The 17,243-nt window shown below is 64.4% G+C and carries 5 protein-coding genes; all 5 read right to left on the bottom strand.

Annotated features, from left to right (window positions below; all coding sequences use genetic code 11):
- Window positions 1–18 precede the first annotated feature (18 nt).
- The 5 genes from QMG46_RS16675 to QMG46_RS16655 are packed head-to-tail and all read right to left on the bottom strand — an operon-like array spanning window position 19 to window position 17,202.
- Window positions 19–1,278 carry an O-antigen ligase family protein gene (locus QMG46_RS16675; RefSeq protein WP_281848973.1) on the bottom strand — a complete coding sequence of 420 codons (1,260 nt, stop codon included), beginning with the start codon at window positions 1,276–1,278 and terminating at the stop codon, window positions 19–21.
- Window positions 1,266–2,363, bottom strand: coding sequence for a polysaccharide deacetylase family protein (locus QMG46_RS16670; RefSeq protein WP_281848972.1), 1,098 nt, complete (start codon window positions 2,361–2,363; stop codon window positions 1,266–1,268). Before QMG46_RS16670 ends, QMG46_RS16675 begins: the two co-directional genes overlap by 13 nt.
- Before the next feature lie 5 nt (window positions 2,364–2,368).
- Entirely contained in the window at window positions 2,369–3,499 is a 1,131-nt protein-coding gene (locus QMG46_RS16665) for a glycosyltransferase family 2 protein (protein ID WP_281848971.1), read from the bottom strand.
- Window positions 3,500–3,529: 30 nt separating this feature from the next.
- Complete coding sequence (locus QMG46_RS16660; protein WP_281848970.1) at window positions 3,530–9,937, bottom strand: non-ribosomal peptide synthetase; 6,408 nt, start codon at window positions 9,935–9,937, stop codon at window positions 3,530–3,532.
- Complete coding sequence (locus QMG46_RS16655; RefSeq protein WP_281848969.1) at window positions 9,934–17,202, bottom strand: polyketide synthase; 7,269 nt, start codon at window positions 17,200–17,202, stop codon at window positions 9,934–9,936. The genes QMG46_RS16660 and QMG46_RS16655 overlap by 4 nt, the downstream gene beginning before the upstream one ends.
- Window positions 17,203–17,243 lie beyond the last annotated feature (41 nt).

Below are 17,243 nucleotides of genomic sequence, written 5' to 3'. Positions count from 1 at the left end.
CTGGAAATTCGATGATCGTCATGTCGTGCGCAACAGCACGGCAACCAGAACAAACAAGGCCGCGACGCCACCTGCCGCCGCCGGTACCCAGCGCCATCCGCTATCGGACAGCCGTAGATCAGGCAGGCCTGGATGTCGCTGTCTTGCGCCGATGTAGTAGCCGGTGACCATCGCGGCAAACAGATACAGCACGATCATGTAGCTGCGGCTCAGGAAGAACGCCGCGCAGAACAGACCGCAGAGCGAGAGCAGCAGCGTCAACGCCATCGCGCGTTCGGCCCGCCATGACGTTGCCAGCGCGGGATCGGTCAGGTCCGGCTTGTGACGCACCACGGCAAGCACCATCCAGAAGCTGTAGCCAACGAACGCCAGCCACAGCAGAAAGCCGATGAAACCCGTCTCGGCCAGTACCAGCACGAACGAGTTGTGCGCGGTGAGCTCGTTGTATTCGGTGAAGTTGCCGGCGCCGACGCCAAAGGTCGGGTGAGACATGAACATGTGGATGCCCGAATACCATGCATCGACACGTCCGGCGGCGGACTCCTCTTCGGCATCCAGTTCCTGCATGCGCGAGGACAGTATCTTCATGCAGGCCAGACCGATCACGCCCAACACGCTGGCGGTGAACAGGCCGCGGCGATACCAGACATAACATCCGGCAACGACCAGGACGGCGAGCAGGGCGCCGCGCGAATTGGTCAGGTAGGTGCCGTACAGCAGGAGCAACGCACCGGCCAGCCAGAACCATCGGCCGAGCAAGCCGCTGCGCCGGCTCAGAAACACCGCCATCGGCAAGGTCGCGGCGAACAGCAGGCCCAGGTCGTTCGGATCGTTGAAGATGCCGACGTATTGAATGCGGCCTTCTTCACTCAACGGTATGCCGGTCCAGCCCATGCCGGTCTTGGCCTGCTCGACGCCGTGCAATGCCAGGATCATCGAGCAAAGGACAAACACAGCCATGCCGATGGTGACGCGTCGCTGCGTGGTGCAGCCCGCGGCAAAGATATAGAACGCGATGACCGTCGGCCCGAACTTGATCAGTTCGTCCTTCATGCCGCCGGCCCAGCCGTTGGTCAGCTGGGAAATCATCAGGACGACGAGGAATGCCGGCAGCAGCACGAACTGCGGTGCGGCGAAGGTCTTGGCGGACGATGCCAGCCACGCCAGGAACGACAGCACCAGCACCACCGGCAGCAGCGGCACGTTCTCCAGGCCCGGCAGGTAGTCCTGCGGGCGGACGATGGTCAATATCAGATAGAGCAGGATCAGGGGGTACATGCGTCCTCGCTCTGCACAGCCGGTTCGCGGCTTACCGTCTGGTAGCTCATCAGGCTGGGCAGGGTCAGCATGGTGGCGAACCAGCCCAGGCCCATCATGCGTTCCACCGGCAAGCGGTAAAGCGAGAACCGATTCGAAGCCGGGCTGGGATTGGTGCCGCAGATGTAGCAGCACGCCAGATCGAAGCCCGCGTCGCGCGTTGCGCGCACGACACGATCGTTGAAGGCGCGATCGCCGCCGACCGGGTAGGACATCAAGCCAGGCATCCTTCCGAGTTCGCGGTCGAGCGTGGCCTTCGATTCGCGTACTTCGCGTTCCATCTCATCGTCCGGCAGCTTGGCCAGCATGCGGTGGTGCACGCCGTGCGAGCCCACTTCCAGCCCGGCGGCGCGCATCTCGCGCAGCTGCTGCCAGGTCATCGGTCGGCACTCGTCGGGTGTCACGTCGCTGGGCATGCGCCAATCGTTTTCGAGACGCTGGATCAGAGCCGACTGCGCGAGTGCGCTCAGATCTTTCATTTCAAGCAGGATGCGCCCGGCCAGATCCCGACGAGCCTGGCGATCGGCCGGCATGGCCATGTCGATGCCCAGCTCGGGTAACTGCAGGCTGGGCGAGCCCGTGCGCAACAACATGTGCACGAGCCAGTCGTAGGAAAAGGGACGGCCGCTGTCGATATGTCCGGTGGAAACAAAAAACGTGGCGGGAATGCCCAGCTCAGTCAGGATGGGGGCGGCGATGCGGTAGTTGTCGTCGTAGCCATCGTCGAAGGTCACCGCCACCGCATCGGGTGGCAACGGGTCGCCGGCTTCCAGGGCAGCGGCGACATCGGTGAGGCGTACCGGTTGAAAGCGCTGCTTCAACAGACGCATCTGCTCGCGGAACCGTTCGGGCGAGGTGCTGATCAACTCGAGGTCGAAATCGTAGGTTGCCGGATCTGGTATCGGCATGATCCGGTGATAGGCCAGGATGCGCAGGTCTTTCTGCCACCAGGAGCGCACGCGCTGCAGCGAATGCAACAGACCGCTGCTGTAGCAAAGGTCGCCCAGTCGACCGCGGATGCCGGATGCGCGGCCATCGCCTTCCATGTCATTCACCATAAATGAAGCCCTCGGTTGCGGGTAAAGGCGATCAACGCCTGTGCAGCGAACAGATTGAGGTAGTAAAAGGCCACGGCCAGGCGCACCGGCAACCAGCGCGACAGCCTGGGCAGCACGCGCCCGACCACGACCAGCGAGGCGCCGGCAAGCAGCAACAGCAGCAGCCATAGATAGGGCAGGTGACGCGTCGCCAGCGCGGCGGTGCTGAATGCGAACAGCAGCAGCATCCATGGCGCCATCAGGCGCAGCAGCTTGTGGCTCACGAAGCGGAACCACAGCGGGTTGCGCCAGGGATCGATCAGCCACGGCGCGAGCTGGATCAACTGATAGTTGCCGGCGAGCGTACGGATCTTGCGCTTGCGCTCCTGCTCGGGAAGTTGCGAAGGCTGGTCCCAGGCAATGGCGCGCGGCTCGAACACCACCCGACGTCCCGTCGCGGCAACACGCATCGGAACGAGCACGTCGTCGAGCACCGTGCCCGGCGGCAGCGGTTCGAACAGTTCGCGCCGGATGGCGTACAGCGCGCCGCTGACGCCAACGGTGGAGCCTGAGCGGCTTTCCGATTGCCGGATCAGCTTTTCGTAGCGCCAGTAGGCGTCCACGCCCTGCGCGAAGCCGGAACGGACGTTTTCCATCTGCAATTCACCGCCCACGGCACCGACTGTCGGGTCGGCCAGATTCGCCGTCAGTTCGCGCAGCGCCATCGGCGACAGCCGCTGCCGAACATCGGTCATCAACAGCACGTCGCCGCGTGCGAGCGCCACCGCGTCGTTCAGGCAGGCCGCCTTGCCGCGACGTATCGGGAATCGCAGCACTCGGGTATTGCTGCCGCCGAAATGGCGCGCCAATGCGGGTGTCGCATCGTTGCAGCCGTCGCAGGCAACGATGATGTCGATCAGGTCCTGCGGATAGTCCATGTTGTGCAGGCTTTTCAGCTTCGCCTTGATGTAGCGGCTGCCTTCATGGACGGCGATGATCACCGTCACGGTCGGTGTTATGCCGCGCTTGTGCACCGGGCGTGGATGCACGTGCGCGAGCAGCCACATCCACAAGGGATAACCGACGAAAACGTGGGCGAGCAGACCCGCGCAACTCCAGCAGGCAAGGACGGCCAGCGACATCATATCGGCTCCCCCCGGACCGAAAGGTTCATATCAGCGTCGCCCGAACAGGTTGCGCAGACGCAGCCCGTGTTTGGCCGGCGGCTCGGTTTTTGCCGGTGCATGAGCAAGCTCCGCTGCCAGCGTGCCCAGCGTGCTGTTGGCGACATCGAGCAGGTTCAGGCTTGCGCCAAGCTCACGTTGCACGCGCGCCACCATGTCGACCGCCAACAGCGAATGGCCGCCGATATCGAAGAAGTTGTCGCTGGTACGCACCTGGGCAACACCCAGCAGTTGACACCAGATGCCCGCAAGCAGCTTTTCATTAGGCGTCTTCGGCTGCATGGCCAATGCCACGGGCTCATCGCTTGCACCCTCCTGCGGAGCGGGCAGTGCGTCCGAGTCCGTGTTGCCGTCAGCCAGTCGCGGCAGCTCCTGCAACACCACAAGATGCCGTGGCATCTCCCGGGCCGGCAATGCATCGGCAAGTTGTTCGCCAAGCGTTTGTGCATGCAGCAGTGCGTTGGCGTGTGGCACCACATACGCGTCGATATGCAGACCATCCGTGCGGTGCGCGCGAACCACGGCGATGGCTTGGGCGACGCCGGGGAGTGCCAGCAGCTTCGCCTCGATGCCGGCCAGATCGATGTCCTGCCCTTGTATGTTCACGCGTCGATCGAGGCGGCCCATCGCTTGCAGATGCCCACTGACCAGCCAGCGACCGCGATACCCGGTCCGCAGCCACGTAGAAGCGGACGGTTCGGCCGACGATGTTGCTCTTGTTCCAAACGGGCGGCTCAGTCCTTCGCCGCGCAATGCGATTTCGCCGATGGCGCCGATGGGACAGGCCTGCTGCTGCTCGTCCATGATCCAGGCGCCGGTATTGGCAAGCGGTCGACCGCCATGCAGGCTTTCGGCTGGTTGCTCGACGCGACCGCAGGTGGCCAGGATGGCGCTATCGGCCGAGCCGAAGGTATTCCAGAAGCCGGCGCAGCAGGCGGCCAATTGCACCGCCAGTTGCGGTGATGGCGCGCCGCCGATGCATACGGCCTTCGTATCGGTCTGCCCTGGCCACTGCGCGGCCAACATGCTTTGCCAACGCTCCGGCGGCAGCAGTATCGCGGCCGGTTGCGTTGCCTGCGCGAGCTGGGCGAGTACCGTTCCGTCCCTGGCTTCACGTTCGCTGGCCAGGACGAGCTCGGCACCTGCTGCAAGCGGCAGGAGACATGTCATCGCCGCGATGCCACTGGCTGGCGAGGCGGTAGTGAACAGGCGATCGGCGGCAGCCAGGACGAGCACGTCCTGCATCCCTTGCAAGGTGTTCGCGACGGTCCGGTGCGTCACTGCGCTACCGCGCAGCAGACCTTTTGCGTCGAGCGCATAGACAATCCAGGCGGCACTGTCTGCCGTAAAGTCAGCGGGAGCCACCTGTCGCTCGGCCGATGCGGCGATGATCTCGTTGTTGTCGGTGTCCAGCCAGAGGCCCCGCACCATCGACCAGCTCATGGTGGTGGCCAGCGTGGATTCACCGACGAGTGCCTCGATACCGGCGTCCTGTGCGATGTCTTTCAAGCGCGCGGGTGGATCGGACGGGTCCAGCAGGACGCAGGCGCCGCCGGCTTTCCAGACGCCCAGCATGCTGGCGAGTCCGTTGATTCCCGGTTCTACGCCCAGCCCGACGACGCTCCCGGCAACGACATTCCGTCGACGCAGGCAGGCCGCGATGCGGTTGGCACGATGCTCGATCTCGGCGTAGCTTGTGCCCCAACTGCCGAAGGTCAGCGCAGTCCTGTTCGGTGCACTGTCGACCTGCCGTTCGAACATGGCGGAAATCGACGCGGGCAGGCGCAGTTCGGCCGTGCCGGCATTCCAGGTGCGCAGTTGTTCCAGCTCGGCGTCGCCGATCGCATGGAGCGCGGTAATGGGCAGCGTTGGATCGCCGCTGACGCGCGCCATCATCGCGATATAGCGATCGCGCAGCAGTCTTGCCGTATCGCCTTGCAGAATATCGGCGTTGTAGGTCACACCGCCGACCATCCCCTTGGTGCTTTCCAGGAACCACAGCCCCAGGTCTTCGGTAGCGCCGCTCTGGAACAGCAGGATTTGCTCGTGCGCCAGGCCACCCCAGTTCACGATGCGCTGGCGTGCATCCTGGAAGGAGAACAAGGCTTGATAAAGCACGGCGCCATTGCCGTGACCGATGCGCAGCTCGCGCTGGAGATATTCCAGCGGGACGTCCGGATGGCCGAAGCTCTCGATCGCGGTGCGCTTGACGTGCTGCACGAAATCGATGAACGACAGTGCCGGGTCCACGTTGATATGCAGCGGCAGCAGGTTATTGAAATAACCCATCACCGATTCGACTTCGGTCTGGTTGCGGCCACGCACCGGCGTGCCGACGACCAGGTCGCGCTGGCTGGCCATGCCGCTCAACAGTACGTAGTACAGCGAGAGCAGGGTCATATTGAGCGTGGCATCGGCGCGGCGGGCGACGTCGTGCATCGCCTCGGTGGCGTCCTTGGAAACGCGGATCCACTCGGTACGACCCACGCCCGACATGCCGGGTCGCCGTGGCTGGTCGGTCGGCAAGGCCTTGATATCGCCCATCTGTGCCAGCCGCTCGCGCCAGAACGCCAACTGGGTCTGGAACTGCGGGCTTTCGAGCCACTGGGTATGCCAGGCGGCGAAGTCGCCGTAGCTGACGGGCAAGGGCGATAGCGGCGAGGGGGCACCTTCGACGAACGCGCGATACAGCTGCGACAGTTCGGCATAAAGAATGTCGAACGACCAGCCGTCCCAGATGATGTGGTGCGGCATGAAAAAGAACGCATGATCGTCGTCGGCCAGCTTGAACATACGCGCACGGAACAGCGGAGCGCGAGTCAGGTCGAACGGCGTGTCGGTCAAGACTTGCAGCCGTTGCATCAAGGCCGCTTCGCGCTCGGCGTCGGGCAGCGCGGAAAGATCTTCGGCCGGGAACAGCGGCAGTTCGATGTGCGGCTCCACGATCTGCTCGACCTGTTCACCGTTGCGACGAAAGGCCGTGCGCATGATCGCCTGGCGCTGCATCAGTGCTTGCATGGCAAGCTGAAATGCGGCTTCGTCCAGATGTCCGCGCAGGCGATGGGCCGAAGGCGCGTTATAGGTCACCCGGCCCGGTTGCAGTTCCTCCAATGCCCACAGACGTTGTTGCATCAACGACAGCGGCGCCCGGTCCTGCTGGGCGCGTCGTTCGATCGGTTGCGTCGCCGGTGCCGTGCCGCTGGCTACCTGCTGCGCGATGGCCGCCGCCAGGTCGGCGATGGTCGGTGCGTCGAACAGCGTGCGGAACGACAAGGTGATGCCGAATTCCCGATTGAGACGCGCGGTAAGCTGCGCTGCCAACAGCGAATGGCCACCCAGGGCAAAGAAGTTGTCGCGCACGTCCAGGTCGGGGAGGGCGAGCACGGTTTCCATCGCTGCTGCGACCCGTCGCTCGTCGTCGTTGCGCGGCGCCAACCGGGTCTCGTAGCTGGCGACGGACTGGATCGACGGTGCGGGCAAGGCCTTGCGATCGATTTTCCCGTTGGGCAGCAGCGGAATCGCCGCCAATTCGATCAGGTGCTGCGGCAGCATGTAGTCGGGCAGTCGTTGCTGCAACAGCGCGCGCAGGCCCTGCTCGTCGTAGCGAGCGCCTTCGCGCGGTACGACATAGGCCACCAGCCGTACGTCGCCGGGACGATCCTCGCGCGCCATCACGACGGCGCGTGCCACGGTCGGCGCATCGGCAAGCACGGATTCGATTTCGCCCAGCTCGATACGATAGCCGCGCACCTTGACCTGAAAATCCAGACGGCCCAGATGCTCCAGCATGCCGTTATAGAGCCAGCGGCCGCGGTCGCCGGTGCGATACATGCGCGCATCGCCTGCCGTAGCGAATGCATCGGGCAGGAAGCGTTCCGCGTTCAGCTCGGGACGATTGAGATAACCCAGCGTGACACCAGCGCCGCCGATATAGATTTCGCCGGGTACGCCCAGAGGGCAGGGCATCTGCTGCTCATTGAGAATGTATACGCGCGTGTTGGCGATCGGCGTGCCGATGCAGATGCCGGCGCGCGGGTCGGCTACGCGCCAATACGTCGAATACACCGTCGTCTCGGTCGGCCCGTAGCCATTCCAGACTTCGCCGCAGCGTTGCAGCAGGGCTTCGGCCAGATCCACCGGCAACGGTTCGCCGCCGGAGACGGCACGGAACGTTGCGTGGCCGTTCCAGCCGGACTCGACCAGGATGCGCCAGCCGGCAGGGGTTGCCTGCATCATCGTCGCCTGGCTGCTTTCCACGAGTTTGCGCAGCGCCGCGCCATCGCGAACGTCGTCGCGATCGGCGATGACCACTTCGGCGCCGACGCTCAAGGGCAGCATCAGCTCCATGAAGGCGATGTCGAAGGACAGCGTGGTCACGGCGAGCAAGCGGTCATCCGCGCCAATGCCGGGCACCCGCTGCATGCTGGTGAGGAAGTTCGACGTCGTGCGATGCGGAACCCGCACACCCTTGGGGCGACCGGTCGAGCCCGAAGTGAAGATCACATAGGCGGGCGAATCGGGCGTCGCTGCCGTCTCGCTACGCGACAGCCGGCTTGCGTCCGCGGCCTGGATGTCATCGGCATCGCGGGTGAGCGAAAGCACGTGCGACGGATCGAACGCAAACGCTGCCGGCACCGCGTCGTCGACGATCAGTGCGGCCAATGATGCATCCTCGGCCATGAAGGCAAGACGGTCGGAGGGGAAGCACGGATCCAGTGGCACATAGCCTGCACCGGCCTTGAGCACGGCCAGGACCGCGGCGACCATATCCGTGCCGCGTGCGAGTGACAGGCCTACCAGGTCGCCATGACCCACGCCGCGCGCGCGCAGGCAGCGCGCGAGCCGATTCGCGCGTGCCTCGAGATCGACGTAGCTCAGCTGTACGGCGCCATGTCGTACAGCCGCGCGCGCCGGCGACCTGTCAACCTGATGTTCGAAATATTCGTGGGCGAGCTGCTGCTCCGGATAGGGCGTGACCGGCGGCTGCAACGCCTCCAGTCCTTGCCGTGCGGTGTCGGACAAGAGCTCCAGCGCCTGCGTGGCTTTATCGGGGTCGGCAATCGCACTGCGCAGCAGCGTTTCGTATGCATCGAGCCAGCCTTGTACCGTTTCGCCGCGAAACAGATCGCTGTTGTATTGGCATTCCAGACGCAGGCCGCCGTCGACCTGCACTGCATTGACGAACAGCTCGAAGTTTTCGAAGACGCGTGCATTGGCCGCAAACTGGAATTGCAGGCCGGGGAACGTCACGCTTTGCTCATCCAGCGCCTGGTCGAGATTGAACAGCACGCTGACCAGGGGCAGGCGGCTGGGATCGCGCGGCAGTGCCAGGCGTGCCAGCAGACTGCCGAGCGTGTATTGCTGGTGTTCGAACGCGTCGAGCAGATCGCCACGAACGCTGTTCAATACAGCGGCGAAGCTGGCCTGCGTATCGATGGATGCATGCAACGGCAGCACGTTGACGCAATGGCCAACCAGGGCATCATGACCGCCGGCCGCCTGTCCCGCGGAAGGGATGCCGATGACGACATCGTCCTGACCGCTCAGTCGCTGCAGCAGCACGCCGAAGGCGGCAAGCAACGTGGCGTAGAAACTCGCCCCGCGCCGTGCGCCCAATTTCTTGATGTCGGCGACCAGGGTAGCGTCGAGCGTGCGATCTTCACGCTGCGACGCGAACGTGCGGCGGCGCTGGCGCGGATGATCGGTCGGCAAGTCGAGCGCCGATGGAATAGTGGCGAAACGGGACAGCCAGTAGTGTTCCGCTTCGCGCCCCGCATCGGTCTGGGCGAGCAAGACCTGCTCCTGGGCGAAATCGACATAGGAATCCGCCGCCGCCGGACCGGGACCCTGGCCCAACTGTTCGGTGTACAGCGCGGCCAGGTCCTGCACGATGACGCCGAACGACCAGCCATCGCAGACGATGTGGTGCGCGGTGAAGATCAGCAGATGCCGATCCGGCGCCAGGCGAAGCAGTTGAGCGCGTACCAGCGGACCATGCTCGAGATCGAACGGCTCGGTTACGACCTCGTTGAGCGCTGCGTCGATGTCGGCTTCGCGTGCCGCCTCGCCGAGTGCGGACAAGTCGCGCAGCGGGCAGGGCAGTTCGAGCTGGGTGGCGATATGCAGCTCTTCGCCATCCTTGCTCAGCGTCGCCCGCAGTATTTCATGACGATCGACCAGCGCTTGCAGACTGGTCTGCAAGGCGGCGACATCGAGCGCACCGGACAAATGCAGCGACACCGATTCGTTATAGGCGAGCGATGCTTCAGGCTCCAGTTTTGCGGCCAGCCAGATTTCGCGCTGCGGCTCGGTGGTAGCGACCACGCGGGCCAGAGGCGCATCGGCGAACGGGTCGTAATCGACAGCCGTGGAGATTCCCATGACCTGATCCGAATTCATGCGCTGACCCTCATGAACTTGCCGGGCGCATCCGGATTGGGCACGAACCAGGCCGGATTACCCTCCGCATCCTTGCCCAGGCGCGCACCGGTCACCGGCGGCTTGTCGGCATCCAGCGTGCGTACCTCCGCCTGGCGACGCCGCGGCAGGAATTCCGCTTCCTGCAGCTCGAGCACCGAGTCCTTGAATGCCTTGCCGATCGCAACGAAGTCCGCCTCACTATGCGCCGTAGTGAAGAAACAGGGGAAGTTATCGAGGATGTGGATGCCGCGGCTACGCATCATCGCGAACAGCAGATCCTGCAGCGGGTGCTCCTCGAGGAAGTTGATCTTCCATACGGACGCGAAGTTGGTGATCTTGATCGGTGCGCCCAGTTCGGCGCAGAACGCATTCAGATCGTCGGCATGCAGAGAGGTACGTGCATTCAGCCGCTCCTGCAATGCGCTGCCGGATGCCTTGAGATGCTTGAGCACGGCATGTGCTGCCGCCAATGCCAGCGGGTGACGAACGAAAGTGCCGGCAAAGTAGGTCACGCCGACGGTGGGGATCGAGGCGTCGCCGAACTGCCAGCCGCCGCCGTCCAGCGCATCCATGTATTTGCGCTTGCCGGCGATCACCCCGATGGGGAAACCGCCGCCAACGACCTTGCCATACGATGCGAGGTCCGCATCGATGCCGAGCACGGCTTGCGCGCCGCGAGGGTGCGAACGGAAGCCGGTGACGACTTCGTCGAAGATCAGCAAGGCGCCTGCGTCGCTGGTGATGGCGCGCAGCTCCTGAAGGAATTCGCGCGGCTGGAAGTCGGGCCGGCGACTCTGCACCGGTTCGACCAGCACGGCGGCGATCGACGAGGCGCGCTCACGGATGATCGCCAGGGATTCGGGCGTGCCGTAATCCAATACCAGAACGTTCTCGGAGGTATTGCGCAGGATCCCCGGTGCGGCCGGTACCGAGCGCAGCTTCTTGGTGCCGCGCACGATCACTTCGTCGAAGATGCCGTGATAAGAGCCGGTGAAGATCACCAGGGTGTCGCGACCGGTGATGGTGCGCGCGATGCGCACGGTACCCATCACCGCCTCCGAACCCGTGTTGCACAGTGCAGCACGATCGAACCCGGTGAGCTCGCAGATCTGCTTGGCGACGTGGCCAGCCAGCGGGTGTTGCGGGCCGATTTCGTAGCCGGCGTCGATCTGCTGGCGAATGGCGTCGACGATAAAATCCGGCTGCCAGCCGAACAGGTTCATGCCAAAGCCGTTGAGCGCATCGACATACTCGTTGCCGTCCAGATCCCATACCTTGGAACCCTTCGACCGGTCGACCACGATCTGGTAGATCATTTCTTTCAGCAGCGGCCGGAAGCCGTTGACGACGCGCGGGTCGGCAAGGTGATCGCGGTGTTGCTGGGTATATTCCTTCGACCGACGGGTACGCTCGATATAGCGGCGCATGAAGACGTCCAGCCGTGCGCGCTGGCGGGTGCTCAGCTCGGTCGAGGTCGAGTGAATGCGGGCGATCGCGCCGAAGGCCTTTTTGACGTCATACGTCGTGTGTGCCAGCGCGGCCTCTTCGTCGGAACCGGTCGGCTCGGCGGTGGCCGCTTTCGCGATGGTCGGTGTGACCGAAGGAGCCGCCTGGGGTGCGGGCGCAGCAACAGGCGCTGCCGCAACCGGTGCCGCAGGAGGAACACCAGCGCCACCAGCGGCGGCGAGCAAGGCCAGTTGCTGCTGCATGATCAGCATCTGCTGCTGGATGACATCCTGGACCAGGCCGCCGCTTGCAGCAGGCATCATGCTCGGCTGCGTGCTCGTAGGCGCGGTGGCTGTGGGGGCCGGTACGGCTGGTGTGGCTGCGGCAGGCTGGCTGTCGGGCGGCAAGAGGCGGTCGATGTGCATGGCGAGACGCTCAAAGGATGAACACGATTCCATCAGCTCGCGGAAGGTGATCTTCAGCGCGAAAGTTTTCTGCAGCTGCAGCGCGACCTGGGTCAGCGCCAGCGAATCCAGGCCCAGCTCGACAAAGTTCGCATCGGTATCCGCGTCATCGAACTCGTTGCCGGCGACGTCCTCGAACAATGCCGTCAGTTGCGCGACCAGGCGCGCGGATCGTGCGGATGCGGTATTCGCAGCGGCGGTTTGTACGGGCATGGATACAGGCTCCGGCATGGGGGCAAGTGGCGATTCGATCGGTGCGCTGTGGACAGGCAAGGGCAGCACGGTGATGTTGGATACAACTGCCGCGGGTGCCGCGGCTGCCGCGACGGCGAGCGGGCGGGCTTCGATCCAGTGGCGTTTACGCTCGAACGGATACGTCGGCAGACGAACGCGATGCTTGCGTGAGCGTTGGTCCAGCGCGTCGACGGCGACCGCGGCACCGTTGCACCAGAGCTGGCCCAGGGCGCCCAGCCACGCGGTGCGCTCGTTGGCAGGCGTATCGGTCAGCGAGGTAAGCACGATGCGGCCCCGGCCTTCCGGATGCTGCCGCGCGAGCAGGCTCAACGTCGCGCGCGGCCCCACTTCGACAAAGGCATGCTGTGGATCGGCAAGCAGCGCGCGCAACGCGGTGGAGAAACGTACGGTGCCGCGCAGATGCCGGGTCCAATAATCCGGCGATATCGCATCGGCATCGCTCAAGGCTTCGCCGGTCAAGGTCGAAACGATGGGAATGTCAGCCGGTGACAAGGCGATCTGTTCGACCTCCCGGCGGAACGAACTCAATACCGGGTCCATCATGGCCGAATGAAATGCGTGCGAGGTCTGTAGCAGCCGGCAGGCGATGCCGGCCTGCTCCAGCTCGACACGGAAAGCATCGACGGCATCAGTCTCGCCAGACACCACGCAGGCATTGGGCGAGTTTTCCGCGGCCAGCGACAGCGATGCCGGCAGTCGCGCGGCAAGCTGCGCCCCGTCCAGTCGCACCGACAGCATCGAGCCACTCGGCAACGCCTGCATCATGCGCCCGCGCCGTGCCACCAGCCGGGCGCCATCGGCCAGGCTCATCACGCCGGCGAGCACCGCCGCGACGAATTCGCCGATGCTATGGCCGATCATCGCAACGGGCTGGATACCGGCGCTCATCCATAGCCGGGCCAGCGCGTACTCGATCGTAAAGGTCGCCGGCTGCGTCAGCGCGGTCGCGCGCAAGGCGTCGGCATCGTCGTCGAACATCTTTTCGCGCAGGTCGAAGCCGAGTTCATCGCGCAGAATCGCCGCGCATGCGTCGAACGCATCGCGGAATGCCGGTTCGGCGGCGTACAGCTCGCGGCCCATGCCGGCATATTGCGAACCCTGGCCGGGAAACATGAAGACGATGGCAGGCGCGGGCTGTTGCGCCGTCCAGGTGGCCAGTGCCCCGTCACGAAGCCCGTTGGCAGCGTCCTCGACGCTTTGGGCCACCACGCAGGTGCGATGGGTAAAGGCCTTGCGGCCCTTGCTCAAGGTCCAGGCGACATCGGCGAGATTGATCTCGGGATGGGCCGTCAGATGCTCGGCAAGCTGTTTCCCGGCGTTTGCCAGCGCGGATGCGTAGCGTGCGGAAAGCACCAGCAACTGTGCGCCGTTGGCCGGATCGGAGGGTTCGGCGGCGGGTGCTTCTTCGAGCACGACATGGGCGTTCGTACCACCCACGCCAAACGAACTGACGCCGGCGCGAAGCGGACCCGTTTCGGCATGCCAGGGTTGCAGGCTCGCATTCACCGTAAAGGGCGAATGCGCAAAATCGATCTTTGGATTGGTCGCGCGCAGATGCAGCGACGGTGGCAGCGTGCGCTCGTGCAACGACAGCGCGGTCTTGATCACGCCGGCCGCGCCGGCCGCCATGACCAGATGACCGACATTGCTCTTGACCGAGCCTAGCGCGCAGAAGCCAAGCTCGTCGGTGCTTTGGCGGAACGCCTGGGTCAGACCCTCGATTTCAATGGGATCGCCCAGTGGCGTGGCGGTACCGTGCGTCTCGATATAGGAGATCGAGCGCGCATCGACACCGGCGTTGTCGAGCGCCATGGTGACGACTGCCGCCTGGCCGGCGCTGCTCGGTGCGGTGAAACTCGCTTTGATTCCACCGTCGTTGTTGACGGCCACGCCGCGAATGACCGCATAGATCGGATCGCCGTCGCGTTGCGCATCCGACAATCGTTTCAGCAGGAGTACCGCCGCGCCGTCGCTGAACACCGTGCCTTGTGCGTCCGCGTCGAAACTGCGCGTATGGCCATCGGGCGAGAGCATCGAGCCCTCTTGATACAGATAACCGCTGCGTGGTGGGCAGGTAATGGCTACGCCGCCGGCCAGCGCCATATCGCACCGGCCGGCGCGCAAGGCGTCGAAGGCCTGGCTGATCGCCACCAGCGAGGTCGAGCACGCGGTATTCATGCTGATCGCCGGACCGGTCAGATTGAGCCGATGCGCGACGCGCGTGGCGAGATAATCTTTTTCATTGGCCAGCATCACCGGAAACGCGCCGAGCTTTTCGACCAGGTCGGGACGTGTGCTGATGTGCCGCTGGAAATAGGTCGCGTTGTGCATGCCGCCGAATACGCCGACAGGCACGTCGTGCGCATCCGGCACATAACCGCCACGCTCCAGGCATTCCCAGCACAGTTCGAGAAAAATACGTTGCTGCGGATCGGTAAGCTCGGCTTCGCGCGGCGAGATGCCAAAAAACGCCGCGTCGAAATCTTCTACGCCGTCGATCACGCCACGTGCGGCGACATAGGACGGATCGGCGCGTTCTTCGGCGGGAACGCCCGGATCGATCTCATCGGCAGCAAAGAACGTGATCGAGTCGCGGCCGGCACAGAGGTTGTCCCAGAACGCTTCGACACTCGAAGCGCCGGGGAAGCGCCCGGCCATGGCGATGATGGCGATGGGTTCGGCCGCTTCGCGCGTTTGGGCACGAGCGAGTCGCCCGGCCAGAGCGCTGCGGTGGGTGCCGCTTTCGATCAATGCCGCCAGGTCCGCCGGTGTCGGTGTGCCAAAAAAGTCGACGATGGTCGGCTGCGTCGACAGCTCCTGGTGGATGCGAGCGACGGTTTTGACGGCCAGCAGCGAATTGCCGCCAAGATCGAAGAAATGGTCGTTGCGCCCCACCTGGTCCAGGCCAAGCACATCGGCAAACAAGGCGCACAGCCGTTGTTCCGCGACACCCTGGGGCGTCACGTAGGCGTCGACCAGCTCGGGGCGGCGATTGTCCGGCGCGGGCAAGGCGCGGCGATCGAGCTTGCCGTTGGTGGTAATCGGCAACGACGCGAGTCCCATATAGATCGCCGGCACCATGAACTCGGGCAGCGCCTTCGACAGTTGCTCACGCAGGATCTTCGCGGTGAGCGTCGTATCGTCCAGCACGTAATAGGCGACCAGGCGCTTCTGCCCGGGTTGATCTTCGCGCACCATCACCGCGCCAGCGCGTACGCCGTCGATGCGCTGCAAGGCGGCTTCGATTTCGCCGATCTCGATCCGGTAGCCGCGAATTTTCACCTGGCCATCGGCACGGCCGATGAATTCGATCACGCCTTCGGAGAGCCAGCGAACCAGGTCGCCGGTGCGATAAAGCCGCTCGCCGCTTGCGTCGGAGGGATGCGCGATGAAGCGCTCGGCGGTCAGCTCCGGGCGCGCCAGATAACCGCGCGCAAGGCCGGCGCCGCCGATATGCAACTCACCGATGACACCGACCGGTACCGGCTCACCGCGGGCATTGAGCACATGCAGCGTGGTATCGGCGATCGGTCGGCCGATCGGGATCGAATGCGTATCGGCATCCAGGTCGCGTGGGATGGGATAGGTCGTGGCGAACGTGGTGCATTCGGTCGGACCGTAGCCGTTGATGATGCGGGTGTCCGGCAGCGCCGCATAGGCCTTGCGCACATGCGCAGGCGAAAGCGCTTCGCCACCGATCAACAACTGGGAAAGTCCGCGCAGCTTGCTGGCGTCGTCGTCGACAATGGCGTTGAACAAGGCTGCGGTCAGCCAGGCGATCTGTGCGTGGTGACGGTCGATGGTTTTTGCCAGGCCGCAGCCGGTGGGAATGCGTTCGCCGTGAACGACGCAGCATCCGCCATTGAGCAACGCGCCCCAGATTTCCAGTGTCGAAGCATCGAATCCCAGTGGCGCGGCATGCAACAGGCGCGGCTGTGTGCCGAAGTCCACATAGTCCACATCGCGCACCAATCGGATGATCGCCCGATGCAGGATTTCCGCACCCTTGGGGGTGCCGGTGGATCCCGAGGTGTACATGACATAGGCCAGCGCATCGCTACCCAGGGTCGGTTGCGCCGATGGTGCAGCCTGCCGTTCGAGCTGCTCGAGCGGCATGATCGGAACGGTGACACCCGCAAGCGCCTGGGTATCCGCGCCGGCGATGACCAGCGTGGCGCCTGCATCGCCGATCACGAAGGCGAGGCGCTCGGCCGGGTAGCTGGGATCGAGCGGCAGATAGGCGCCGCCAGCCTTCAGGATGCCGAGCAGGGCGACGATGGCCTCGGCCGAACGCTCCAGCAGCAGCGCCACCGGCGACCCGTGCGTTACGCCCGCGGCAAGCAGCCCCGCGGCAACGCGCTCGGCACGTGCATCGAGTTCGGCATAGGACAGCACGACATCGCCAGCCTCGATGGCAGTGCGCGTCGGGTATTGCTTGGCACACTCCGCAAACAGGCCATGCACGGTGTCGCTATCGCGCCGTGGCTTGGCGGTAGCGTTCCATTGCAGCATGCGTTCGCGTTCGATGGGATCGATGACGTCCAGCGACCCCATGGCTGCATCGTCTGAGGCGCACGCGGCGTCCAGCAGGCGTAGCACGCTCCTGGCGAAGAGTTCGATCGAGATCTCGTTGAACGGCGCTCGAAAATCGACGCATAGCCGGGCCGGTCCGGATATATCCAGATACCAGCGGCTGGCGATCGAGGCACAGAAGTCGCCATCGCCATGATCCGCGGCGCCCCATGCGGCGGGCTGCGGGATGGCCGGTGCATCATTGATCTGCTGCCCGAATGCCTGAAGCCAGGTGGCGCGATCGCCTGTTCGGGGCATATCGGCAACAATCTGTTGCAACTGGTCGGCTACGAAACGGCTGGCCAGAACGGCATCGGTGCCGGTCAACTGCGATTCGGCCGCGGCCAATACGGCACACAGCAGTGTCGAGATATTCGTCCGGCCCGAAAAGTCTGCCGTGCCGAGCACGTATTCGCGATGCATGCATTCGGTAGCTGTGCCGGTTCGCGACGGCAACACATCGAACAAGCGCAGGCTCGGGCCGGCATCGTCCTTGCTGGTATCCATGCACGCGTTCATCAGGCTTTCGCAGTCTCCCCACAGACGAT

The sequence above is a fragment of the Dyella sp. GSA-30 genome, from assembly GCF_027924605.1.
Taxonomy (GTDB): domain Bacteria; phylum Pseudomonadota; class Gammaproteobacteria; order Xanthomonadales; family Rhodanobacteraceae; genus GSA-30.
The sequence above is the reverse complement of the archived record's forward strand: the minus strand, read 5'-3'. Positions and strand labels throughout refer to the sequence as shown.